This window comes from Paraburkholderia sp. GAS33 (genome assembly GCF_050436645.1).
GTDB lineage: Bacteria > Pseudomonadota > Gammaproteobacteria > Burkholderiales > Burkholderiaceae > Paraburkholderia > Paraburkholderia phenazinium_B.
Window position 1 is genome coordinate 338,280 of the sequence record NZ_JBNDMP010000006.1, and the last position, 22,066, is coordinate 360,345.

The following is a 22,066-nucleotide window of genomic DNA, read 5'->3' on the forward strand; positions in this document are numbered from 1 at the left end:
GGTTGGTTGATACGGGGGGAGTGATACAAGCCGTAGTGCCATTCACGGCGTCTTGCCGCGCGGCGCCTTGGCTTCCGGTTGCGCCGAGCCGCCGGGGGCATCGCCCACACTCGTGCGCAACCACTGAACCCACGCCGGGAGTACTCCGCTACCGGTTCTCGCGAGATCGGTAACGTAGTCTTTCAGCGCGTTCTGCAGAGCACTGCCCATTTCCACCGTGGCAAGACTGATATCGTTCGCGTCGCGTGCCGAGCTCGCGGCCTGCATGTATGAGGCCATGCTTTCGATAAAGGCCGCGATGCACCGGCTATTGGCCTGTCCTGTACGCCCCACGATATCGGCGTCGATTCCATGCAGACTGCGCAACGACTGTGCTGTGCGCGCGAGATCGAGCTTGTCGCGCAGCCCATGCCAGAGATCTTCGGCCTTTGCATCGCGTTCATCCGAGAGTTGCGAGAACGTCTTCAGCGAATGACTGGCAAGCGTTCGCCACTGTGCGGGGTCACTGCTCGTAGGCCAGGACCTGGACGCTTCGGCAAAGAGCGCGTAGGTTTGGGCCAGCAGGTCTAATTGCATGCGGTTCGTGTTGCTCCAAGGTGCAAACAGGGCGGAATACATAAGGGCTCCTTTGTTTTCGGTAAGTGTTATTGACGCGGCGCGCCGAGGTGTTGAACCATCCGCATGACGGCCGCGATCTGTGGTGCCTCGCGTGAATAGAAGTCGGGCTTACGCGTGCTTTCGCCGGTGTATCCCCAGAAGTCCCAGCACCCCTGTGGATTGCGCGAAGACGTATCGACTTGCGGATACAGCACGATGATGTGGTTCGTATCCGCCATCTCGTTGTAGCCCGTGCCACGCACGTACCGGTCACCAATGGCTTGCGCGTCCTGCAGGCAGCCGTGGAAGACGACATGGACCCGGCATGTGTCCGTATCGCAAGCTGAAGGTATGTACACGTAGCCAGTCTGGCTAAGCGTTGCACGGTGGCCAGGATCGAAATCCGCCTGATCGAACGGAAGCAGACGGCCGGTGGCCCCTGCGGATGGCGGATTCAGGTTCCCGTAGATCCAGCGCAGGATCTGATGCGATTGTTCGAAACCGCAATTGTTGATGTACGGACCGGCAGAGACGCCGCAATTCGCGTCCGTGCTCCTGTCTGTAATGAACGCGTGCCCGGCGGGAATGTCATGCTGATACTGGATATTTTCTGGCGGAACCTGCGCCAGCGCGAAGAACGCCGCGGTTTGATCGACGACGCGGCGATCCACGGTCTTGTCCATGGATCCGCTAAAGACGTAGATGCGCTGACGCGCGAGCCCGTGCGGATCGTCGATGAGGCCATCGCGGGCAAACGTTCGCGCGGCTTGCAACGCGTCGCTCGCCTGCGGACCGGAATCGCCAAGCGGCTCCATACATTGCGTCTGTGCCGCGAGAAAGGGGGAGGTCGGCGCAAAGAGCCCCGCACAATAGTACGGGCCTCCTGCAACGATGCCTGCACCGACGATTTCGTTCGAAAATGCCACGTCGAACTGGACGGCCATGAATGCGCCCGATGAAAGTCCGGACACCGAGGTCTGGGTAAGATCCGCTCCGTAGCTGGGCAGCGGCGCAGTCGAATCCGCGGCATACCCAATTGACGCTAGCGGTATGAGGACGGCACTTAGCCACGCCAGACGCGAGGCGGATCGTGGTAATAGGCGTTTCATCGCTACTCCTTGTAGTTTCTGGTAGTGGTGGCTTGTCAGTACGGCGTTTCAAGCCGGTTGGATGTGGCCGTCACACTCGAGCGGTATGCCGTGCGTGACGTCGAGCTCTCGGGCAGATACGCCCCGTAGTGCGTTTTGCTGCAGGATCAATTTGCCCGCCACCACCTCCGATGGCGCAATGCCGCGCAGTCTGGCGTAGTCCAGCGTTGCGTCTTCCGTGAAGCGGTGCTTCTCATCCGGATAGGGATGGCTTTCCGGATGCCGCCTGAAATAGGTGATGCGGCTCAGGTCTCCGCTCGACATCGTCTGCACCAGATAGCAAGTCATCCCGCCCCCCGTCGCGTTGAGTGGTTGCCGCGCTCGAAACGTCGATTGACCGGAGCGGACCTCCCGACTGCGAAGGCCCAACCGGTTGTGAATCATTCTGCGCAACTGAACCTAACCGGCGCCATACGGCAAATGCGGTAGTCGTTCATGTTTGAGAGCGCTGATGTCGCGGTTCGGGATTTCATTCCAGCGGTCCCGCAAGATCGATCCAGTGCGATGTGGCTGCCTTGAAGACAAGCGCGCAGACGTTGTGCGTACCGGTCTTCCGGAGCAGATTGGTGCGGTGTTTGCGGGCGGTTTGATCGCTAATGTCGAGAGACCTTGCGACCTCTTTGTCGCTTAAGCCCCTGGCCAGTTGCTGCAAAACGTCCCGTTCACGCGGTGAGCAGGGGGAGGGAATAGGGATTATTAAGTTTTTTTAAGCAAATCAGGTTGATCTGATAAATATTGCGCGACCAGATGAACAGATTTGGTTACTGAAAATTTCAGAAGCAGATTTTCGCGATGTTTGCGTGCGGTAGAAACGGCGAATGCTAATTGCATAGCAATCTGCCGATCAGTGAATCCCTGTGCAATAAGCGCGAGCACGTCCTTTTCCCGAAGGGTAAGTCCCATGGAGGTCTCCTGGCGACCCGGAATTTCAGTTCCGGTGCAGGAGTGGCAGCCGCATGTTTACCGCGTCGGGAATGCCCCCGTAACAACGCGTTTTATCGGACCCACAAGCGGAAACTGGATATGCCGGGTAAGGCTTTTCAGATCACAGCGTGTAAATTCGATTGCTTTGCCATTCGAGGCTGCAGCCGTTCGTTGACGGTCGGACGTAGGCGAACGGGGAATCCCAGTACAGGCGCCGGAGGCTGGCGCTCTGCGTATAGATCTATATTCATATGATATGACGAATACGTGAACGTCCATTGCCTTTTTTGACGGTTCAATTCCATGCAGTTTTGCAAAATTACAAAACGAAAAATTAAAGTAATGAAAATGAAATTTAAGTAAAAAAGACAGTGAATTCGCCAGACACTCCGTTTTCTGCCTTATCCATCCCATACCGCATTTGCCGAATGGTTGTGTCAGAAGTGCCATCGCAGAATGGCCTGACCGGTGCACGCAAGGCTTCGCGAATTCGATCCTCGAGACGCGGGCCGATTTAAAAAGGCCCGGTATGAGAGCGCTGAAGGAGACATGCATCGGCTCCGCCGCGCATTGGGAATATGGATAACCAAGGATATGAAATGAGCTATCAACCTGCGTTTCACGCTTATGGAAATGTGCTGCCGCTTTCAGTGCATCCGCAATGGCTTCTGCATCCGCAAAGCGGACTGCCCGACGCGTTGGCGGCGGCAGCGCCTGACGCCCTGCACGCTGTCGGCACTCACTTCGGCTATCCCACCACGGGACTCGTGGCGGGGCATGCGCTTGCTGGCGCCGTACGCCACATTCCGTTTCCGCAGCCGCCTGCACATCCGGGCCCGATCGGCGCGGTCGTTCATACCGTGGCGCCTCCCGTTTTCTCGACGATCGGCGCTGCAGTGGGCTATCCGAACGCGGGTCAGCATCTCGGCAACATCGTCAGTGAGGCTGCGCGGTATTCGCCTTTCTCAGCGCAACCGCAAATCGTGCTGGCGCCGCAAGGCATTCTTGGAAGTCTGATCGGCACGCTTGCACCGACGGTTGGCCATCTGGTGGGTGGACTCGTCGGTCACCCCAATGCGGGTCAGCAGATCGGCTCGGTCGCGGGGAATGTGGCCAGTCTGTTGCCGTTCTCTGCCCAACCGCAGGTGACGCTCGCTCCGCAAGGGATTCTCGGCAGTCTGATCGGTACGCTTGCGCCGACGGTCGGTCAGGTGGTGGGTGGCCTCGTCGGTCATCCGAACGCCGGTCAGCAGATCGGCACGGTCGCGGGACATATCGGCAGTCTGTTGCCGTTCTCGGCGCAACCGATGGTCATTTACCACTGATCGCGGCGTCCCGGATCCGGTGCGCGCCGTTAAAGGCCACCGGGTTCGGTTAGAGACGGGACAAGAGGCCGGTAGCGGCTCTTGTTTTCAAAGGGCGATTCGATTACCGGGATCATTCCTCTATTAACTTAGTCATGCAAATTATTCTGAGGTGTCGCCTTCGGCGCGGCGCCTGAATGGAGAGACACCCATGGAACAGGACAAACACTCTGGTGCGCCCAGCGCAGAGCCAGTCACGGTGGAAAACAACAAACGTCAATACCTGATTGGATCGCGCCGTGGCGTGCTTGCGCAGCAAGCGTCAGTCCAGCCGATGTCGGCCACGGAATTGCACAGTGCGGTGACGAATCTGCCAGGCGTGGAGATCGTGCATGTGGTCACCGGTCATAAGAATTCGCACCAGAATTCGGTCCGCGCCGACGAAGCTACGCACACCTACGTGGTCAAACTCGACGCGAATCACGCGCAGGCGCTGCAGAACGTTGCGCCGCCGCACATGATCGTCGAGGAAGATCACCCGCTGGGATACGGGAGAAAGCCGGAGAGCGAAAGCACTGAGTTGCTGCATCCGCAATCCGCCTTCGACGGTCCCTTGACGCGCCAGGTGGTGATCCGCGTGATCGGGGAAGAGGGGCAGCCCGTTGCAGGCGTGGCCATTGCGCTGACGGGTGACGGAAATCCGGCGAGCGGCACGACCGACGCGAGCGGAGAAGTCGCGTTGGCACTTGTCCAGTCGCAGCCGGGACCGGCGCGCTCGCTGTTTGTGCGGCCGTTGAACCGCTACTGGAACAAATACATGCTGACGCCGACCTTGTCGTCGGAGCAGGTCAACGTGGTCCAGGTCGTACCGTTATCACAGCCGAATCCCCAGGTGCCGCCGGCTGCGTCCCTCGGATGGGGACAACGGTTGATGGGACTCGAAGACAACGGCCGCGAGCCGCGTGGACTTGGCGTTCGCGTGGCGATCGTCGACTCCGGCGCGGATGCCAGCCATCCGTTGCTCAGCCACATCCGCGAAGGCGTGGATTTCACCAATAGCGACGACGTCCAGACGTGGAAGCGCGACACGATCGGTCACGGTTCGCATTGCGCGGGTGTGATCGGCGCGAAGGCCAGTGCGGAGGCAGACAAACAACGGCTATCGATGCGTGGCTTTGTACCCGACGCCGAGATTCACGCCCTGAAGATTTTCCCGGGCGGCCAGTTCAGCACCCTGCTCAAGGCACTGGACTACTGCATCGACCATGACATCGATGTCGTGAATCTCAGCCTCGGCGCACCGCAGACCTCCGAGGTCGTCGAACACAAGCTGATCGAGGCGGCCCAGAGTGGCGTCGCCTGCATCGTCGCTGCGGGCAACTCCGGCGGCCCGGTGCAATACCCGGCGGCCTCGCCTTATGTGCTTGCCGTATCTGCCCTGGGACTGCAAAGCGAATTGCCCCCTACGGTGTGGGAGCAGACGCAGATCCTCAAACAGGCGCTCACGCGCGAAGGGCTGTTTGCGCCGACGTTCTCGTGTTTCGGCCCGCAAGTGGCCGTATGCGGACCTGGAGTCGGCATCGTATCGACAGTCCCCGGCGCGACCTTCATGCCCGATTCGGGCACGTCGATGGCGGCGCCGCATATCGCCGGGCTCGCCGCAATGCTGCTAGCCGATCCGCAGCTTTCGCAGTATCTGGGGCCGCGCGGACTGAACCGGGTGGCGTGCCTGTTCCGGCTGATCCGCATGATCAGCTCGCCGATCCTGGCGAGAGATCCTGAGAACCGTTTTGGCGCCGGATTACCCCGGTTGCAGAACCTGACCCGTCTGTTCACTCGCGGCATGTAGTTCGAGGGAACCGCATTTTTGCAGCCGGGAGGGAGAGGCGTCATGACACGGTTCTCCCTCCCGGACGGCAGGCACACAAGATAAAAGGAGAGGGCATATGCGTACGTTGGAACTGGGGCCGACGCCTTTACCCCGCGCGTTAAGCGGGCGGTCGAGTGCCACCTTGGCGCCGGCCGTGACCGGGGAGCGCGCCAAATCGCTGGTGGGCCAGCTTCAGCTGGAGTGCGAAGCAATGGCACGCCACGCATTGCAGCACGGCCTTGCCGTGCCGGCAGAACTGATTGCGCAGCTTTCCGCGCTCATCGATTCGACCGATGGAGCAGATGTGGATGCCACCATGGCCGCGGCCCCACGCCGCTCGCCGGAGACCCCTGGCGCCCGTGCCCGCGAGCTTGCGGCAATGCATCGCAAACTGGCTCACGCCGTAGCGCCCGCGACGCCTCAGGGCATCACGTTGCTGGACACGGAACGGCGCCGCGGCCAGCGCTTCGCATGGTTGGGCCCTGTTCCATTGATCCGCGTGCTGACCGTGGCATCGGTGTTGTTTCTGCTGGCGGTGGTCGGTACCGGACTGCCGGCGGAAGTGTCGTCTGCGAACATGCAACGCGGCTTCCTCGCGTCATCGGGCTCGACACTGCTGTGGAATACGCTGTTTCTGCTCTTTTGCGCGGGGCTGGGTGCATCGTTCGCGACGCTCTTTCACGCCCACCGCTACGTGGCGAACTCGACCTACGATCCGAAATTCGACGCCTCCTACGGTGCGCGCCTGATCCTTGGCGTGATTGCAGGGCTAATCCTGGTGGAGATGCTGCCCGCGGATCTGTTCAGATCGGGCCCGATGAACAGCTTCGGAAAACCGTCGCTCGCGATGCTCGGTGGTTTCTCCGCGACTGCAGTGCACCGGCTTTTGCAACGTCTCGTCGACACCGTGGAGACGCTCGTACGCGGCGACGGATCCACCCAGGTGAGCGCGACGCTCGATGCGCAGCGCGCCCACGCCGCCACCGAACGGATTCAGTCGCAAAGCGATCTCGCTGCGCGCTTGCTGGAGCTTCAGCAGGCACTTGATGCGAGCACCACGCCCGTGGAAATCAGGCAACGACTCGGCGATTTCACACGGGCGATGCTATCGCCCGAATCGGCGCCCTCCGCCAGCACCGCGGTCGATGGTGCCGCATCCACCGGGCAGGAGTAGGACCATGCTGCTTCTCTACAACCTGCCCACCTTCTGCATGGCCGCGCTCGTCGTAGGCGCCACACTTGCGGCTGCGCTGCTGGGGTACGTCATATTCCGGCGCTGCGCGCCAATTGAGCTCGATGCGGAACAGCGGGCGATGACCATCTCGATGGTCTCCGTCATCACGACGATCAACTCGCTGCTGGTGGCATTCGCAGCAATCAGCGTATGGGATGCGTACAACGACGCGAATCGCACGGTGGCGGCCGAAGCCGCCTGTGCCGGCGAACTCGCGCGTGATCTGGCAGCGTTTAGCAGTCCAAACGCGGATGCGACCGGACGGGCGCTGCGCGGCTATCTGGAACGCGTCGTAGAAAATGAATGGCCGCTGATGCAGCAACAGGCGAGATTCGACCCGGAGGCGGAGGCCCGCTTCGATGCGATGTTCGACTCGGCCAACCTTATCCAACCCACCGGTCCGCGGCAGACCACCTTGCTCGCTGAAGTGCTGGCACGCGCCAACGAGATGGTGAAGTATCGCGAGCAACGCATCGCCACACTCGATGTGGCGATGCCTGTCACGCTGTGGGCCGTGATGATCGTGGTTAGTCTGTTGTCCTTCCTGTTGCTGTATGCGCTGCCTGCGACGCGCTTCCACGTCGCACTCACATCGGCATGGGCTGTCACGCTTGGACTCGCGTTTTTCTTCGTGCTGGCAGTCGATCGCCCATTTGCCGGCGACGTCAGCGTGAGTTCGGCCCCTTTCCGGCAGACCATCGACGCGTTAATAGCGCGCGGCACGTGGCCAGCCGCTCCGATCCACTAACTGGATGCGACGCCTGATCCTGGCGTGGGGATAGTGAAATGACACTCGAAGAATTTCAAAAAGCCGCCGACCTTCCGGCAGCGCTGGCGACTCGTTGGCATACCTGTGTAAGCGCCGTGCTCGACGAATTCGACATCACGAGCCGGGTTCGTCTCGTTGCCTTCATCGCGCAAACCGGACACGAAACGCTTGGCTTCCAGTTGACACACGAACTGTGGGGGCCAACACCGGCGCAAAAACTGTATGAACCGCCCTCGGAGAAAGCTCGTAGTCTGGGAAATCTTCGGGCAGGAGACGGATATCGTTACAGGGGACGTGGCCTGATCCAGATAACGGGCCGCGCGAACTACGCGTCGTGTGGCGCGGCGCTCGGCGTGGATCTGACGGCCACGCCGGAATTACTGGAGCACGACGATTGGGCGGCACGTTCCGCCGCATGGTGGTGGAAGGAGCACGGCTGCAATGCGCTCGCTGATAGCGGAGACTTCGTGGCGCTTACGCGGCGGATCAACGGTGGCACCAACGGGCTCGACGACCGGATCCGGCGCTGGGAAATAGCGAAGGCCGCTTTGGCAGTTTAAGTGGGGCGGTAGAGCGTCGGTCGCTGCAATACATCACGGCACAACATCGCCCCGCAGAATGACAATTGAGTGGCGGGGGGATGGCATCTCTGCCAGAAAAGGCATTCATTGCTTCAGTAGGGTCTACATCGCCTCGATTCCACCGTAGAGTATTGATAACTCAATCCGCGGAAGGTGGGTCATGTTATCTATGCCGCATCGCAGGTCGAATACAGCCGGGCATGGGGTGCTGTCCATGCGGCCACTCCCCCGGGCGCTCCTTGTGAGCATGGTCTTTGCCGGTCTTGGTGTTGCTGGAGAAGCCGCAGCACAGGTCCCGCCTGCAGGTAATGCCTCACAGGGTAAAGTCTTCTTTCAGCAAAATTGCGCCATGTGCCACGCCGACACCCTTGGGCCTGGCAACTTACCCGTCATGGGACAAGGCCCAAGCCTCGTAGGCGTTTTCGGCCGGCGCGCGGGTTCTATCCCAAACTTCAGTTTCACCAATGCCTTGAGCGGGTCAGGTCTCACATGGGATTCAGCGACCCTGGAGCACTTCCTGCTCAATCCAGCGGCGGCAGTCCCTGGCACCACCATGCCTATATCGGTCGCCGATTCCAGCGACCGCAGCAACGTGATCGCTTACCTCTCCACCTTGAAGCAGCCGGCCCAGGTTTCGTCGACCGCGAACACCGGATCAGGCGCTTCGCCTGAAACCGACCCAGGCGACTGGCGTCACGCCGCCCCAGGTGTCGAGCATCATCTCACGGTGGCGGATTTGCCGGCACCCTACAAGACGACTTCGTCCGGCAACAGTCCGCGAGTGGTAGCGCAACCCGCCAATGCCTCGTTGTCCGTGCCAGCGGGGTTCAAGGTTCAGTTGTTTGCGACAGGCCTGTCCGATCCCCGCATCGTGCGCGTCGCACCCAATGGGGATATTTTTGTGGCGGAGACCGCTGAGAATCGCATCAGGGTATTGCGCGCCGCCGACGGAGCCCAGGCGCCGTCCGACAATCAGATCTTTGCGGATGGCTTGGACCAGCCCTTCGGGATCGCATTTTATCCACCGGGGAATCATCCGCAATGGATCTACGTGGCGAACAACAACTCGGTTGTCCGTTTCCCGTATCGTAGCGGCGATCTCAAGGTGAGCGGTGCGGCGCAGGTGATCGTGCCACGTCTGACGGAGAGTCACGGCGGTCATAGCACGCGCGATGTGGCTTTTTCGCTGGATGGCAAGCGCATGTTCATCACGGTCGGGTCCGGGTCGAACGTTGCTGAGGGTATGAGCAAGAAGAGTCCTGAGGAAATCGCTCGTTGGGACTCGCAACACGGGCAGGGCGCAGGGTGGGATGCTGAAACCAATCGTGCCGATATTCTCGTCACCGATCCCGAAGGTCATGAACCGCTCCACACATTCGCGACGGGAATTCGCAACGGCGTGGGGATCGCGGTGGATCCGGATACGGGCGAGTTGTGGACTGCGACGAACGAGCGCGATGGCCTTGGCGACGATCTCGTGCCCGACTACGTCACCCGGGTGAGGGCGGGTGGATTCTACGGTTGGCCGTGGTACTACATGGGTAACCACGAAGATCCTCGCCACGCTGGTGAGCGCCCCGATCTCGCCGGCAAGACGATCACCCCCGACGTCCTGCTGCAGTCGCATTCGGCTCCGTTGGAGATGTGCTTCTATACGGCGAAAACGGGCGCGGCAGCGTTCCCCGCCGAGTATCGCGGCGATGTTTTCGTGGCCTCTCACGGTTCATGGAATCGCAGTTCGCGCACCGGCTATAAGGTGATGCGGGTGCGTCTCGAGCACGGCGTTCCAACCGGTGCGTACGAGGACTTTCTCACCGGATTCGTGGTGAACAACCGCAGCGTGTGGGGCAGACCTGTCGGTGTGGCGGTTGCGCACGATGGCGCGCTACTCGTGACCGAAGACGGCAACGGCACCGTATGGCGCGTCTCGTATGCGGGCGCGCCGTGATGCGGAGCTGAAAGCGCCTCGTCTGCTTTGACACCTGGAGATCGGCGCGGGCCGATGATGTGACTCGCCGCGTCGCAAGCGAGTGCGTCATAAGTCATCGCCTTTGTATCGCAATGTATCTGCGCCCACGATAAATACAAAACCTTGCACTGGCGCCTCTCGCGGACACAAGCCAGATACGTCCGGGGCTTCTAATACTTCCACGCCAGACGTTCTGGCTTCGCAAAGCAGACGCCCCCGACGGGTGTCTGCGCGAACAACCCAATCTCCAGGTGCAAATCATGAAAGTCATCCAATCTCTTCTGGTCGCTGCTGTTGTCGCTCTGCCTGCGCTGTCGTTCGCCCAATCGTCGAATCAGCCGCTCACCCGCGCCGAAGTGCGTGCGCAACTCGTCGAACTGCAAAAGGTCGGCTACAACCCGGCCACCGATCAAACGCAATACCCGCAGAACATTCAGGCAGCCGAGGCACGCCTGAGCGCGCAAAACGGCGTTGCGGCATCGTCATATGGTTCGTCGGCGGCCGGCACGTCGGCTTCGGGTTCACACGCCGTTACCGCGGATGTGATCGGCCTCGGTTCGCTCTATACCAAGCCGTGAGCCTGGACGGCGGCATCGGACGTCAATTGCCTGAGGAAGCACAGAAGGCACTTACCGACGCCGTCATCGATATAGCCCATTTCTAGCCGGGCCAACGAGAACCAGGAAAATGCGAAGAATCCCGACTGCAGGTCTCGCCCTTGGTGCGGTGTTGCTACTAGCCGCAGTGGCGCACGACGCCGTGGCGGAGCCCGCGAAATCGGCCCCGTCACCGATTTATGGTGTCACGATTCCCGACGGTTACCGCCAGTGGCAAGCGATTGCCCCGGCCGAAGAAGCGGCACCGCTCGACGAATTGCGTCTGGTACTTGGTAACCCCGCCGCTATCAAGGCCATCGAGAGTTCGACGCTGCCTTATCCCGACGGAACCATCCTCGTGAAGCTCGCGTACAAGCGAAAGCAGTCTCCTGACATTGGATCGGCAACGATCCCCGGTACACCTACGACGGTTCAGGTGATGGTCAAGGATTCACGCCGATATGCGTCGACGGGTGGATGGGGTTTCGGTCGCTTCATCAACGGGCAACCGGTCGACGCAGCGCAACACCAGACGTGTTTTGCCTGTCACGCAGCTCGCGTGAAGGACCGCGATTACGTCTTCACGCGTTTTGCGCCGTAACGCTGCGATGACAATGCCTGCCGCGTATGAGCACGACTAACGCGCGTTTTCGAGCCGGGATGCGGTCCGAGTGCTGGTCACCGCTCGGGATTCGAAGACCGAAGTGGAAAGATGAATATCGCGGCAGCGAGGCCGAGTGCTCCACCAAGGAGCGTCTCCCAGGCGCGAGCGGCGAGCAAGGGGATCGAGTGCACCCCACTTGCCGCGAGCGTGACGATCAACGTGAAAGCGAACGCACCGCAGGCGACGTCGTAGCGTTCCGGCAAGGCCATCGCATAGATGATCATCGCGATGGCGGCTGCGGCCCAGATCAGCAACGGCGCGTGCTCTGCGACCGGCAGACAGGCGAGGCCTATCGGAACGCCAATCAGTGTGCCGATGATCCGTCGCCGCACCCGCTGTATCGTGCCGCTTGCCGAACCCGCGACGACGTACGTGGACGCGGTGATCGCCCAGGCGGACTCCTCGAGGCTAATCAGGCCGTTCAGCAGGCAGATGGTCAACGCGGCGATGGCCGCCTGCAATCCCATGAGGAATTCCGGCGAGCATCTCCCGGGCAACGGTTGCGGCCCGGCTGCGAGCACCGCAGGCGTGACCGGCCGCTCCGCGGGTCCACTGAGCATGCGCGGCACGACCGACGCCAGGGCGGCAATCAGCGCCGCAATTCCAACCGCCCACAGATCGGCGATCGTCAGATGGGTGCCGTACGCGAGCAATTCTCCAATGTAGATTTGCGAACCGATGCCCGCCCCCAGTACACCGAATCGTTTCAGATATCCGACCAGAAACGCGCCAGTCACGAGAACCAGTTCCGGTCCCGCCCGACCCGCGAGTTGCAATGGCCTGGATAACACCACGAACAGGACTGCGCCCAGCGCGGCGGCAAAACTCAACAGGACGAGGTCGCGGCTCGATTCGGCCCGCGTCGCTTTGCCCTCGGACACGCTAGCCCACAGAGCGAAGCTCCCGGCAAGGTAACCCAGCGAGACGCTGCTCGGCACACTATGGGCGATATCCTGCAACGTCCCGAGTGCCGCCGCGATGCCGTACGCCGTCACGAGCCGCAAGCCTTTGATGCGGCGGTGCGTGCCGGGATCGATCCGGTCTAGCCAGCCACCGATTGCCGCTACCGGACGCAGCGTGGCCTGCCGGCGTTGTGCGCCTTGATCAGGGGAGCGTTGCGGGTTGTCATTCATAGGGTTATCCGTCGTCTCCTCCGGGGAACATCAGCCCGCTGATCTGTTTGAGGCTCGGCGCAAAGTCTGCGGGACGCGGGATATGACTAGGATAATCCAGGCGACTCAGGTCAACCGATAAATATAAAGGCTAACAACGCGTATTAACGATCGGTCCGTCCACTGTCACGAAGCGCTGTTCAACTCATACTTCATGATGTTGCCGTGCCGTCCATGAATGTCGCGTTCGACGCTATATACGTCTCCCTCGATCGTCGCACTCTGGGCGAGCACCTGCTCGATTGCTGAACGGTCCTCGGCATCCAGCGTGACCGACATGACCTTCAGATGCTCCGGCAGATGATCGCCGCGGCGCACGCCCACGATCGCGCCCGCCACCTGCTCCTGATCGAGTACCCAGCGCGTCGCGATGGTCGCAATCGAGACGTTGTGTTTAGCCGCGATACGGTCCAGCGCTTGCAGCAGCGCCTGGAAAATATCCCAGCCGCCAAAATCGTCAATGATCAGTTTGTATTTGATGAGCGAGCGGTTTGCGATGTCTTGTCCCGGTTCCGTAGCACCGAGCCACCGTCCGGAAAGGAAGCCGCCCGCCACCGTGCCATAGCAGAACAGGTGAATGCCATGCTCGCGAGCGTAAGCGCCCAGCTGGCGCGCCGGACGCCGGTCCAGCAGGGAGTACTGCACCTGCATGCTCGTCAGTTCGATGCCCGACTCCACCAGCTCCATGGTGCGTGGGGTATCGAAGTTCGTCCCGCTTAGCCGGTCGATCTTGCCGGCTTGCTGCAGTTCACGCAGCCAGTGCGCGACTTCGAGGTAACGCGCCACGGAATAGTCCCACCAGTGAAACTGGACCAGATCGAGCCGTTCGACGCGCAAGCGCGATAGAGACCGGTCGATAGTTTGCTCGACGAGCCTGCGGTCGATCGTCTGCAGCAGAGACAGATCGGGTACGAACTTCGTATGGATCTTCAACTGGTCGAGGCTGTCGGCGCCACGCCGTTGCCGGTAGTCGTCGCGGAACTCGCCAATCATTTCTTCGACACCGGTGTAGATGTCTGCACAGTCGAATGCGGTAATGCCTGCGTCGTAATAGGCGCCCATGTCGGCAATCGCGGCGGCGCGGTCCACGCTGCCATGGTCACCGGCGAGTTGCCAACCCCCTTTGAGAATACGTGAGATCGAGTAGCCTGGCGCCAGCTCGATGCGCTGCATCTGTGTCATTCAGAGTCCTTATCAATCAGTTTGACCGCTGTCGTATCCACGTGACGGAACGTGCGTTTGCCGAGCCGCGAAATGCGAAAGCGCGACGGGCAATTGGGATCGGGACAGGCTACTTCGGCATCGGTCGACATCCAGTCATGCGGGTCGGTGGCGCGTTGCTTGGCCGGCAGCAGCGGCAGTAGTGCCGCAAGCGAATAAATGGAAAATGCTTGCCCCGGCGGCAGGTGCAGCATTTCCCCATGCAGTTCAAAGTAGTCGCCGATGCGCGCGCCGCAATAGAGTTTTGCCCCTTCAGGGGCAACGACTTCGACACGCAGATCGTAGAGTTCGAACGAGGGCAGACCTGCGCGCTCGTCAGGAGTGTGAGAGGTCATGGCTCAAGGGTTCGGTGGTGTGACCGAGAGAATGATTTCGGTGGGAGTGGTGGATCCGTTGCGATACCGGTGCGGCAGCCGTGAGTCGAACGAAATGCTTTCGCCGGCCGCCACCTGGTACTCGATGCCGTCGATCTGCGCGATGAGCTCGCCCGCGATGACGTAGACGCATTCCGAGGACGGATGGCCGCGCGGCTCATCCGCGGAGATTTCGCCTGGTTGCAGCACGGCGCGCAGCACTTCGAGCTGTCCGTTGCCGGCAGTCAGGCGCTCGTAGCCGACCCGACCCTTGGGGGCAATCAGCCTCGAGCGGTTACCCGGGCGGCTGATCCACACAGCGGGGGCAACTGTTTGAGCGAACAGCGAGGCGACCGATTCTCCAAATACCCCGGCCAGACGTCGCATCGTTTCGAGGCTTGGATCAGTCACCGACCGCTCGATCTGGCTGAGCAGGGTGGGTGAGACATCCGCGAGACTCGCCAGCTGACGCAGCGACATGCCGCGCGCGGTCCGCAATTCCTTGAGCCGTTCACCAATCAATTTGAGGCCTCACGTCGTGCAACTGAGTCGTACATTAGTGTGGAGTATAGGTGCACAAAATTGGATCGTCAATTTCCTCGACGCCGTTTGCGGCCGCCCTCACAAAAAATCTGAATTCCCTAGAAATTTGCATTTAACCAGGGGTTTACCTGATCCGTTTGGACGAGAAATTGTTTTTGACTCACTTGAAATGTTGTGCACTGTGGATGCACACTTTGCCTGCGGTAGTGCAGTGTAACTTTACGTGGAGCATCGGTCATGGCACAAGGTCCCGGGACGGGCGGCTCGCCCCGTCATACGTATCGATGGTTATTGGCGGTTCCTTTCGTATGGCAGGCAGGGCTTGCGCCTGTCGTCAACGGGGTGATGTGGGCGCCATTCGGGTTGCCCTTTCCCATGCTGTGGCAACTGTCGGGAATCGTGCTAACGAGCGTGCTGATCGCGATTGTGTTCCGGCTCGATCGTGCCCATGGCGTCGAACTTGAGGAAGCGGCGTTCATTGCGGCGACGTCGGGTTCAGCGGGAGAGCCACGATGAAGCTCGCCATCGTTGTGGTGATTCTGCTTGCCACGCTCACCGGTGCGGTGGGCTATGGCCGTCGCACCCGGAAAGGGCATACGTTGTCAGACTGGGCGGCGGGCGGCCGCAGTCTGGGCGCGATCATCTTCTGGTTCATGAACGCAGGGGAGGTGTACACGACATTTGCTGTGCTCGGCATCTCCGGCTATGCATGGGCGCTAGGCGCGCCTGCGTATCTTGCCTTCTGTTCGGTGTCGATGAGCTATGCCATTGGCTACTGGCTGATGCCGAGGATCTGGCGCGCCGGACGCACCCGGCAACTCGTTACCCAGGCCGACTTCTTCGCTGCCCGCTACGACGCTACCTGGCTCGGCGTCCTGACGGGCGTGATCGGCATCGCTTCGCTGATCGTCTATGTGCAAATCCAGTTGGTCAGCCTGGGACTGATCGTCCAGTTGACGCTGGATGACCTGATCTCCACCCAGACGGCCACGCTGATTGCCGGGCTGTTGATGATCACGTTCGTGTTCGTCGCGGGGATACGCTCCGCAGCATTCGCGGCCGGCGTCAAGGACGTGTTGATGATCGTGGTGGTCGTGCTGTTGAGCGCGACGGTAGCGGGTAAGGTCGGTGCCGCATCGATGCTGGATATCTTTCGGATGGCTGAGGTTCAGCATCCAGGTATTGGCAGATTCCCCGGTCTGGATCCTACGTCACCCACTACGGCGATCTGGTTGATGACATCGTCGATCAACATCGCGCTCGGCAACTGGGTCTTTCCTCACCTGTTCCAGATGTCGTACACAGCGCAAAGCGCTACCGCCATCCGCCGCAACGCGATCTGGCAACCGCTTTATTCGCTCGCCTACTTCTTCATTATTCTGCTTGGCTTCGCCGCGTTGCTGGCCGGCACGCATCCGCCTGGCAATAACCTTAACGCGGCCTTGCTGCAGTTCATCTCGCAGCGCTATTCCGCGCCCATCGTGGGCCTTGTGGCCGGCACCGGATTCCTGCTGGCACTCGCGCCTGGCGCGCTGCTTCTGCTAACCGCGGGATCGATCTTCAGCCGCAACGTGGTCGCGCCGATCCTGCCGGGTCTTAAGGACGCCACGTTCCTGGTGATTTCCCGCGGTGCGCTCACGGTATTTGCTGCGATCGCCGTGTGGTTGTCGATCAGCCAGAAAGGCTCGCTCGTCAAGATTTTGCTCGACGCGTATTCGGCAATCGGGATGCTTGCGCCCGGTGTCTTCCTTGGTTTCATTTGGAAGAGGACCACTGCGACAGGTGTACTTGCGGGTCTCGTGGCCGGCTTCATTGCGCTGCTTGCACCGTTTGCGGCGCACTACTGGGATGCCGTCGCCCCCCAATGCGAACCTGGTCTGATCGCGATGGCGATCAATGCAGCGACGGTTGTGCTCGTCAGTCTGGCCACGCCGTTGCCTGGGCGGCATGCGGTGTCGCTCGGCGTTGCGCTTGAGCGTGCTGCGAGCGAGCAATCGACCGTCTGAATAAGCCTCTTCGAACGACAGCCCCTTTACCTGGAGATCCTGATGAAAAAGAGCAGTATCTGTCTTGCCGTGCTGATGGCGCTACCGGCGCTGGCCTCGGCCCAGAGCAGCGTGACGCTGTACGGGCTGGTCGATTCGGGCCTGACGTTCGTCAACAATACCGGCAAGGGGCACGTCGTCGAGGCGGACACCTGCGGTCCACCGAGTTGCAACCTCTGGGGGCTGAAGGGCAAGGAAGACCTGGGCGGCGGCACATCTGCGATCTTCACGCTCGAGAACGGCTTTAACATCCAGAACGGCAAACTCGGACAGGGCGGCACGGAATTCGGGCGGCAGGCTTTCGTGGGGCTCGCCAACGATCAATGGGGCACGGTGACGCTCGGGCGTCAGTACGATCCGCCGTCGTTGACGGTCGGCTACTTTCCGTCCAGCAATAATTTCGCCACCGGCTACGGGTCGCACTTCGGCGATCTCGACAACCTGAACCAGTCGATCCGCTTCAACAACGCCGTTAAGTACGTGAGCCCGACATGGGGTGGCTTGCATGTGGAAGGAATGTTCAGCCTGGGCGGCGTAGCAGGTAATTTCTCGACGAATCGCGTCTGGTCGTTGGCCGCCGCGTATAACCGCGGACCGTTCGCGGTTGCCGCGGGCTATCTGGACATTCAGAATCCTGCGACGAACGCGGGCGGTACCGGCGGCGTGTACGCATCCAATGGCAACTATGTGGGCTCATTGAACGATTACGTCGGATTGCAGGACGCCAGTTCGATGAAGGTGCTCACGATTGGCGGTTCGTACTCGATCGGCCAGGCAACGCTGGCATTGAACTACTCGCACACCGACCTGGAAAACAGCCAGTACTTCGTCATCAACGGATTTGCGGGTGCGGGAGGCGGCAACGACTTCAAGATGGATGCCTACGAAGCCAGCGCGACCTACAGAGTCACGCCTGCATTGCTGTTAGGCGCGGCCTACATCTACAACGCGGGGAAGGCCGACTACCAGAACCTGAAGCCGGACTTCCAGCAGGTGAACCTGGGTGTGACGTACGCGCTTTCGAAGCGCACCAGCCTCTATGCCATTGCGATTGTTCAGAAGGCAGGCGGCGATGGCATAGCTCCTGTGTTCGATGCCGATGGTGCAGTAGTAGGGCGTACAGCAATTGCTGAAATTCCTGGCGCCGGTTATGACTCCAGCACCTCCAGGCAACTGCTGATGTCGGTGGGGATGTACCACGCGTTTTAAGCTATGCAAGCAGCAAACCCATCAGGGGGTATCAAGCATTCACTCCCTGGTGGATTTCAGCTCCGGTTGTCTCGTCAGTCGTGTCCAGACGATCATTCCGTACTGCGACATATTTCCCGCCGTTCACCTGCCTGAGCCCGCTCAGCCACCCGGCGTTTGAACGTCAGTCGAAGTGTGCTGCGACCCGCAGTCCCGGGCGTATTTCTCATTCAGGCGAGCTCGCATCACAGGAATGCCCGGGGAGTAGTTGCCTGTCCCAGGCCAATACCCTACTGACTCGAGCTCAGCCAGTTCACGCGACAGATCGGCCCTGGTCACCTGTCCATGCGCCGGTCTGAAAGGATAGCTGCTGCATTGTTCCGGCGTAAGCTGGGTGCCCGCCATGGCACATGCGCTGGCGGCCATTAGCGTAATCGGAATTGCTAATCTGAAAGGATGGATCATGATGAAGCGTCTCCACTTTTATGTATCCCAGCATTTGCGCGGATAGCGCAAGCCGGCATGCTTCGTAGGGGTTTCTATTTCTATAGCGTGTAATTAGTAGACCACCAGTCAGCACGCACTACCACTCCGCCGAGCGCAAAACTGTTTTCTTGCCTTTACAACAGTCTTGGGATCGCGAGGAGCTGAGTTTGTGGCCACAACGCAGCAGCTGAGGCACCCGCTTCACGCCTCCCGTTGCCCCGCTTGCCGACGTAGCGCCGCAACGAACGCATCAACCTTCCATGACTCCCTTAGTGCCCGCGCGAACAACATTTGCTGGCTCTCCGGCGCGAGACCGCCTATCGGTGGATCACTATCCAGATTGGTAGGAAACGGATACCCCTCAGCACTCGACGCAATGACCGCCTCGGCTTCAGCTGCGCTCAACCTGTGGGTCATGACTTGATCGAGCAGAACGGGATACAGCACCTCACACATTCTCGTGCGATCCAGCGATTCCATTGCACGCCCATAAGCCGAGGAAATCTGCAAAAGATTCGCCATACGTTGAACGCTTGCCGTGCGGTTCGCCCCCGCTGCGTGAAAAAGCGCAGGACTAAAGAAAGTCACATCGCCTTTCTCGAGAGGCAACTGGACGTAGTTCGCCTCGAAGTACTCACGAAAGTCCGGACGCCGCCACGCAAGATAGCCTGGCGCGTAGCGCTGCGAGAACGGCAGCAGCTTGGTGGGTCCGCTTTCCACCGGCATATCGCTGTGTGCGACCGCACCTTGCAGTGTCAGGAAGGGCGACATCGTATGAACGTGTGCCGGATAGCGTTCGGCCTCCGCTACGGTCTGGAACCCCAAGTGGTAGTCGCGATGCGCCTGTTGCGCGTCGCCGCCGGGACGCACGACGTTCACCTGCGACGTCACCTGAAAGCAGGGGCCCAGCCATGCTTGCGCCGCGGCAACCAGCACGGGGTTAGCGTAGTAACGGGCAAACGCGGACGGGGCGCGCATGCAAAGCTTTTGCTGAGCGTTCCATATTCTGTCGTTGGCTCCTGCCTTGGCAAAATGATCGGCTGCCGCGCTGCCTGCTTCCCGCTCGTCCCGGATGATCGCATCGAAGACCGCCGTTGCATCGTCGATCGGCGTCGTGTCGGGAAACGCGCGCTTCAATACAAGCACGCCTGCGCCATGTTCCAGAACGTCCGCCCACTCGAGTTGCAGCTCCGTGCGCCGTGTCGCATCCTCAAGCATCCCGCTTAACCGGTTGCAATCGTAGAACGGCACGTTCTCGCGCGTTTCGTCTGCGTATTTGGCTCGAACGGCTTCGCGACCGTCGTGCAATACGGTAAGAAAGTCGCGAAGCGAACAATCCTGTTCGCGGTACGGTTTCCTGCGCCCGGCATCCGGGCGTGAGCGCTGCGTGTCCATGTCTGTCTCCGATCCCATGAAAGTGCACTCTCATGTGAGGGTTGCTAATTGGTTTCCCTAACGATACTGCCGTTGCACGGGTCTGCGGTACCATAAACACATCAAAAACACCTCAAGTGGAATCCATGGCCCGTCGCTTTCTGATGAAGGAAATTGCGCTGCAGGCTGGCGTTGGCCTCGCCACCGTCGACCGCGTGCTGAATGGCCGCCCAAACGTGCACGAGCGCAGCCGTCAGCGGGTTCAACACGCGATCAAGGAACTGGAGCGGCAGCAGTTTCAATTGGCAGTCACCGGGAGAAAGCTTGTCGTCGACGTCCTGGTGGAAGCGCCGAGCCGGTTCTGCGACGAAATACGCGAAGCATTCGAATCGGAGCTTCCCACTCTACGCCCAGCCGTATTCAGGCCACGCTTCACGATGCAGGACACCATGACGACCGCGCAGGTGGTGGACGCACTGGAGGCGATGGGCCGCAGAGGCACACATGGTGTGCTGCTCAAGGCGCGTGACGTCCCTGAGGTGACGGACGCAATTGCCGCACTGCGTCAACGCGGCATTCCGGTCGTGACGATTTTCACCGATATACCGCGATCGGCTCGGATTGCATACGCGGGTCTGGATAACCGGATGGCGGGTGCGACCGCCGCCTTTCTGATCGGTCAGTGGCTTGCGCAGTCACACGGAAACGTCCTTGTGGCGATGAGCGACGACAGCTTCCGGGGCGAGGAAGATCGTAAAGACAGCTTTCGCGATGAACTGCGCGCGCGCTATCCGAAACTGGCCCTGGTAGACGCCAGTGGCGGCCATGGGCTCGACGCCCTGACCGAGGAGCGCGTGCGAAAAGCCGTCGGCAGAAAAAAGGCCATCGCAGCGGTGTACTCGATGGGCGGTGGCAATGTCGCGATACTCCGCGCCCTGCATGGCATGGGAAAAGCGCCACAGTGCTTCATTGCGCATGATCTCGACAGGGACAATATTCGACTGTTGCGCGATGGAAGCATTAGCGCGGTTTTGCATCATGACCTGCGTCTGGATCTGCGCAACGCGTGCCACCAGATCATGCATTTCCACAAGCTGCTGCCGGCGTCGGCTATTGGCGATTCATCGTCCGTGGTCGTGGTGACTCCGGCAAACATCCCCCAGTACATTAGTCGCCGTTTCGGCAGTGCGCCGCTGGAATCCGCTAATGACCACTGGAGATGACGGGTCTATGTGCGCGGAACACCAGCAGAGCCGCGACTTCAGGACGAGCCACTTTCGCGTTGTCTGTCCTTTGCCTGCGCCGTCTTCTCCAGGTCCTGGGGTGTGAGCTTTCGGCCGGATACACCCAACCACAGGCGCGCCTTTTTGAGCACGTCTTTGACCCGGTCTTCCTTGACGTGCAGCTTGTCCTGGATGGTTTTGTTCAGCATGCCCTGAAGCTTCAACAGCACAATCTGCAGTTCATCGCGCTCAAGCGGAGCAAGCGTGGCCGATATGTCGCTCGATACTTCTCTTTTCGGTTGTGTCCGGCATTGCCATTGATAGAGCACACCCGGTACACTGTATTTCGCGGCTTCGGCGTCGTCGCTATTGAAGGGCTCCGCAAACGCGCCACGTCTGAACCGGTAAATGGTGATCCACGCAAGGCCATACGAGCTATGGATGCCCGTCAGCATGAGGTGCTCGATATCGTATTTCTCAAGATAGTCGGCGATCGGGTGGTCCGCCTTGAGTTCGCGATAGTCGCGGATCGAAACTACCTGGACCGTGTGCGGAAGCGCCGCGAATACCTGTGCAACGACATCGGCCGATGACACATTGGGATATTCTTCGACGAATTCAGGTGGGAGATTAACCAGTTGAGTTTGACTAATGCTGACGGAGCCGTCTTCGTTGGAGGTACCGGTTCCGATCAGGAGCGCATCGAACCCGATTGACTGGCGCAGCGTCTGGGCAACCTCGATCATGAATTCGTCTCCTTGATAGACTTGCCAACAACAAAAAAATAAATCCTGCAACACCTCAA

Annotated in this window: 24 protein-coding genes; 12 read left to right on the plus strand and 12 right to left on the minus strand. The window is 60.3% G+C overall.

The window, feature by feature from the left end:
• Positions 1 to 42: 42 nt before the first annotated feature.
• From P3T24_RS20965 to P3T24_RS20985, 5 genes are all read right to left on the minus strand, one after another.
• A complete protein-coding gene (locus P3T24_RS20965) occupies positions 43 to 618 on the minus strand; it encodes a hypothetical protein (protein ID WP_074267845.1) in 576 nt (191 codons plus the stop codon).
• Positions 619 to 644: 26 nt separating this feature from the next.
• Entirely contained in the window at positions 645 to 1,706 is a 1,062-nt protein-coding gene (locus tag P3T24_RS20970) for an extracellular catalytic domain type 2 short-chain-length polyhydroxyalkanoate depolymerase (protein ID WP_074267846.1), read from the minus strand.
• Positions 1,707 to 1,754: 48 nt separating this feature from the next.
• Entirely contained in the window at positions 1,755 to 2,033 is a 279-nt protein-coding gene (locus P3T24_RS20975; protein WP_074267847.1) for a hypothetical protein, read from the minus strand.
• A gap of 181 nt (positions 2,034 to 2,214) precedes the next feature.
• Complete coding sequence (locus P3T24_RS20980) at positions 2,215 to 2,442, minus strand: response regulator transcription factor (protein WP_083611656.1); 228 nt, start codon at positions 2,440 to 2,442, stop codon at positions 2,215 to 2,217.
• Entirely contained in the window at positions 2,442 to 2,648 is a 207-nt protein-coding gene (locus P3T24_RS20985) for a response regulator transcription factor (protein WP_074267849.1), read from the minus strand. The genes P3T24_RS20980 and P3T24_RS20985 overlap by 1 nt, the downstream gene beginning before the upstream one ends.
• 620 nt (positions 2,649 to 3,268) lie before the next feature.
• Between P3T24_RS20985 and P3T24_RS20990 the strand changes: the two genes are divergently transcribed.
• The 8 genes from P3T24_RS20990 (at position 3,269) to P3T24_RS21025 (ending at position 11,593) form a co-directional block, all read left to right on the plus strand.
• Positions 3,269 to 3,994 carry a hypothetical protein gene (locus tag P3T24_RS20990; RefSeq protein ID WP_429437413.1) on the plus strand — a complete coding sequence of 242 codons (726 nt, stop codon included), beginning with the start codon at positions 3,269 to 3,271 and terminating at the stop codon, positions 3,992 to 3,994.
• A gap of 190 nt (positions 3,995 to 4,184) precedes the next feature.
• Positions 4,185 to 5,822, plus strand: coding sequence for a S8 family peptidase (locus P3T24_RS20995; RefSeq protein ID WP_074267851.1), 1,638 nt, complete (start codon positions 4,185 to 4,187; stop codon positions 5,820 to 5,822).
• A 97-nt stretch (positions 5,823 to 5,919) separates the two neighbouring features.
• Positions 5,920 to 7,017, plus strand: coding sequence for a hypothetical protein (locus P3T24_RS21000; protein WP_429437416.1), 1,098 nt, complete (start codon positions 5,920 to 5,922; stop codon positions 7,015 to 7,017).
• Positions 7,018 to 7,021: 4 nt separating this feature from the next.
• Positions 7,022 to 7,825, plus strand: a complete 804-nt coding sequence (locus P3T24_RS21005) for a DUF4239 domain-containing protein (RefSeq protein ID WP_074267853.1) — start codon at positions 7,022 to 7,024, stop codon at positions 7,823 to 7,825.
• Positions 7,826 to 7,863: 38 nt separating this feature from the next.
• Entirely contained in the window at positions 7,864 to 8,406 is a 543-nt protein-coding gene (locus tag P3T24_RS21010; RefSeq protein WP_429437419.1) for a glycoside hydrolase family 19 protein, read from the plus strand.
• A gap of 268 nt (positions 8,407 to 8,674) precedes the next feature.
• On the plus strand, positions 8,675 to 10,375 hold the full coding sequence (locus P3T24_RS21015; protein ID WP_429437582.1) for a PQQ-dependent sugar dehydrogenase: 1,701 nt from the start codon (positions 8,675 to 8,677) through the stop codon (positions 10,373 to 10,375).
• Positions 10,376 to 10,656: 281 nt separating this feature from the next.
• Positions 10,657 to 10,974 carry a DUF4148 domain-containing protein gene (locus P3T24_RS21020; protein WP_074267857.1) on the plus strand — a complete coding sequence of 106 codons (318 nt, stop codon included), beginning with the start codon at positions 10,657 to 10,659 and terminating at the stop codon, positions 10,972 to 10,974.
• 109 nt (positions 10,975 to 11,083) lie between these two features.
• Positions 11,084 to 11,593, plus strand: coding sequence for a cytochrome P460 family protein (locus P3T24_RS21025; RefSeq protein ID WP_074267858.1), 510 nt, complete (start codon positions 11,084 to 11,086; stop codon positions 11,591 to 11,593).
• A 77-nt stretch (positions 11,594 to 11,670) separates the two neighbouring features.
• On the opposite strand, the gene P3T24_RS21030 is transcribed toward P3T24_RS21025, so the two are convergent.
• From P3T24_RS21030 to P3T24_RS21045, 4 genes are all read right to left on the minus strand, one after another.
• Positions 11,671 to 12,789 carry an FUSC family protein gene (locus P3T24_RS21030; RefSeq protein ID WP_429287879.1) on the minus strand — a complete coding sequence of 373 codons (1,119 nt, stop codon included), beginning with the start codon at positions 12,787 to 12,789 and terminating at the stop codon, positions 11,671 to 11,673.
• Between the two features lie 165 nt (positions 12,790 to 12,954).
• Complete coding sequence (locus P3T24_RS21035; RefSeq protein WP_429437422.1) at positions 12,955 to 14,010, minus strand: aldo/keto reductase; 1,056 nt, start codon at positions 14,008 to 14,010, stop codon at positions 12,955 to 12,957.
• Positions 14,007 to 14,384, minus strand: a complete 378-nt coding sequence (locus tag P3T24_RS21040; RefSeq protein ID WP_429287877.1) for a TIGR04076 family protein — start codon at positions 14,382 to 14,384, stop codon at positions 14,007 to 14,009. The genes P3T24_RS21035 and P3T24_RS21040 overlap by 4 nt, the downstream gene beginning before the upstream one ends.
• A 3-nt stretch (positions 14,385 to 14,387) precedes the next feature.
• Positions 14,388 to 14,924: a cupin domain-containing protein gene (locus P3T24_RS21045; protein ID WP_074267861.1), complete on the minus strand. Its 537-nt coding sequence runs from the start codon at positions 14,922 to 14,924 to the stop codon at positions 14,388 to 14,390.
• A gap of 258 nt (positions 14,925 to 15,182) precedes the next feature.
• Between P3T24_RS21045 and P3T24_RS21050 the strand changes: the two genes are divergently transcribed.
• Genes P3T24_RS21050 through P3T24_RS21060 form a run of 3 tightly spaced genes read left to right on the plus strand, consistent with a single transcriptional unit; the run spans position 15,183 to position 18,199 of the window.
• Positions 15,183 to 15,461, plus strand: coding sequence for a DUF3311 domain-containing protein (locus tag P3T24_RS21050; RefSeq protein WP_429408912.1), 279 nt, complete (start codon positions 15,183 to 15,185; stop codon positions 15,459 to 15,461).
• Positions 15,458 to 16,951 (plus strand): sodium:solute symporter family protein, encoded by a 1,494-nt coding sequence (locus tag P3T24_RS21055; protein ID WP_429437425.1) that lies wholly within the window; start codon positions 15,458 to 15,460, stop codon positions 16,949 to 16,951. The genes P3T24_RS21050 and P3T24_RS21055 overlap by 4 nt, the downstream gene beginning before the upstream one ends.
• A 42-nt stretch (positions 16,952 to 16,993) precedes the next feature.
• The gene (locus P3T24_RS21060; RefSeq protein WP_074267864.1) at positions 16,994 to 18,199 is read left to right on the plus strand and encodes a porin; all 1,206 of its coding nucleotides are present in this window, start codon (positions 16,994 to 16,996) and stop codon (positions 18,197 to 18,199) included.
• 141 nt (positions 18,200 to 18,340) lie between these two features.
• On the opposite strand, the gene P3T24_RS21065 is transcribed toward P3T24_RS21060, so the two are convergent.
• Together P3T24_RS21065 and P3T24_RS21070 are read right to left on the minus strand one after the other, a co-directional pair.
• Positions 18,341 to 18,643 (minus strand): DUF4148 domain-containing protein, encoded by a 303-nt coding sequence (locus tag P3T24_RS21065; RefSeq protein ID WP_429437428.1) that lies wholly within the window; start codon positions 18,641 to 18,643, stop codon positions 18,341 to 18,343.
• Between the two features lie 222 nt (positions 18,644 to 18,865).
• A complete protein-coding gene (locus P3T24_RS21070) occupies positions 18,866 to 20,059 on the minus strand; it encodes a phytanoyl-CoA dioxygenase family protein (protein WP_429437431.1) in 1,194 nt (397 codons plus the stop codon).
• A 125-nt stretch (positions 20,060 to 20,184) separates the two neighbouring features.
• Here P3T24_RS21070 and P3T24_RS21075 point away from each other — a divergent pair, with 125 nt between their 5' ends.
• Entirely contained in the window at positions 20,185 to 21,261 is a 1,077-nt protein-coding gene (locus P3T24_RS21075) for a LacI family DNA-binding transcriptional regulator (RefSeq protein WP_429437434.1), read from the plus strand.
• Positions 21,262 to 21,299: 38 nt separating this feature from the next.
• On the opposite strand, the gene P3T24_RS21080 is transcribed toward P3T24_RS21075, so the two are convergent.
• Complete coding sequence (locus P3T24_RS21080; RefSeq protein ID WP_429408907.1) at positions 21,300 to 22,007, minus strand: hypothetical protein; 708 nt, start codon at positions 22,005 to 22,007, stop codon at positions 21,300 to 21,302.
• Between the last annotated feature and the right edge of the window lie 59 nt (positions 22,008 to 22,066).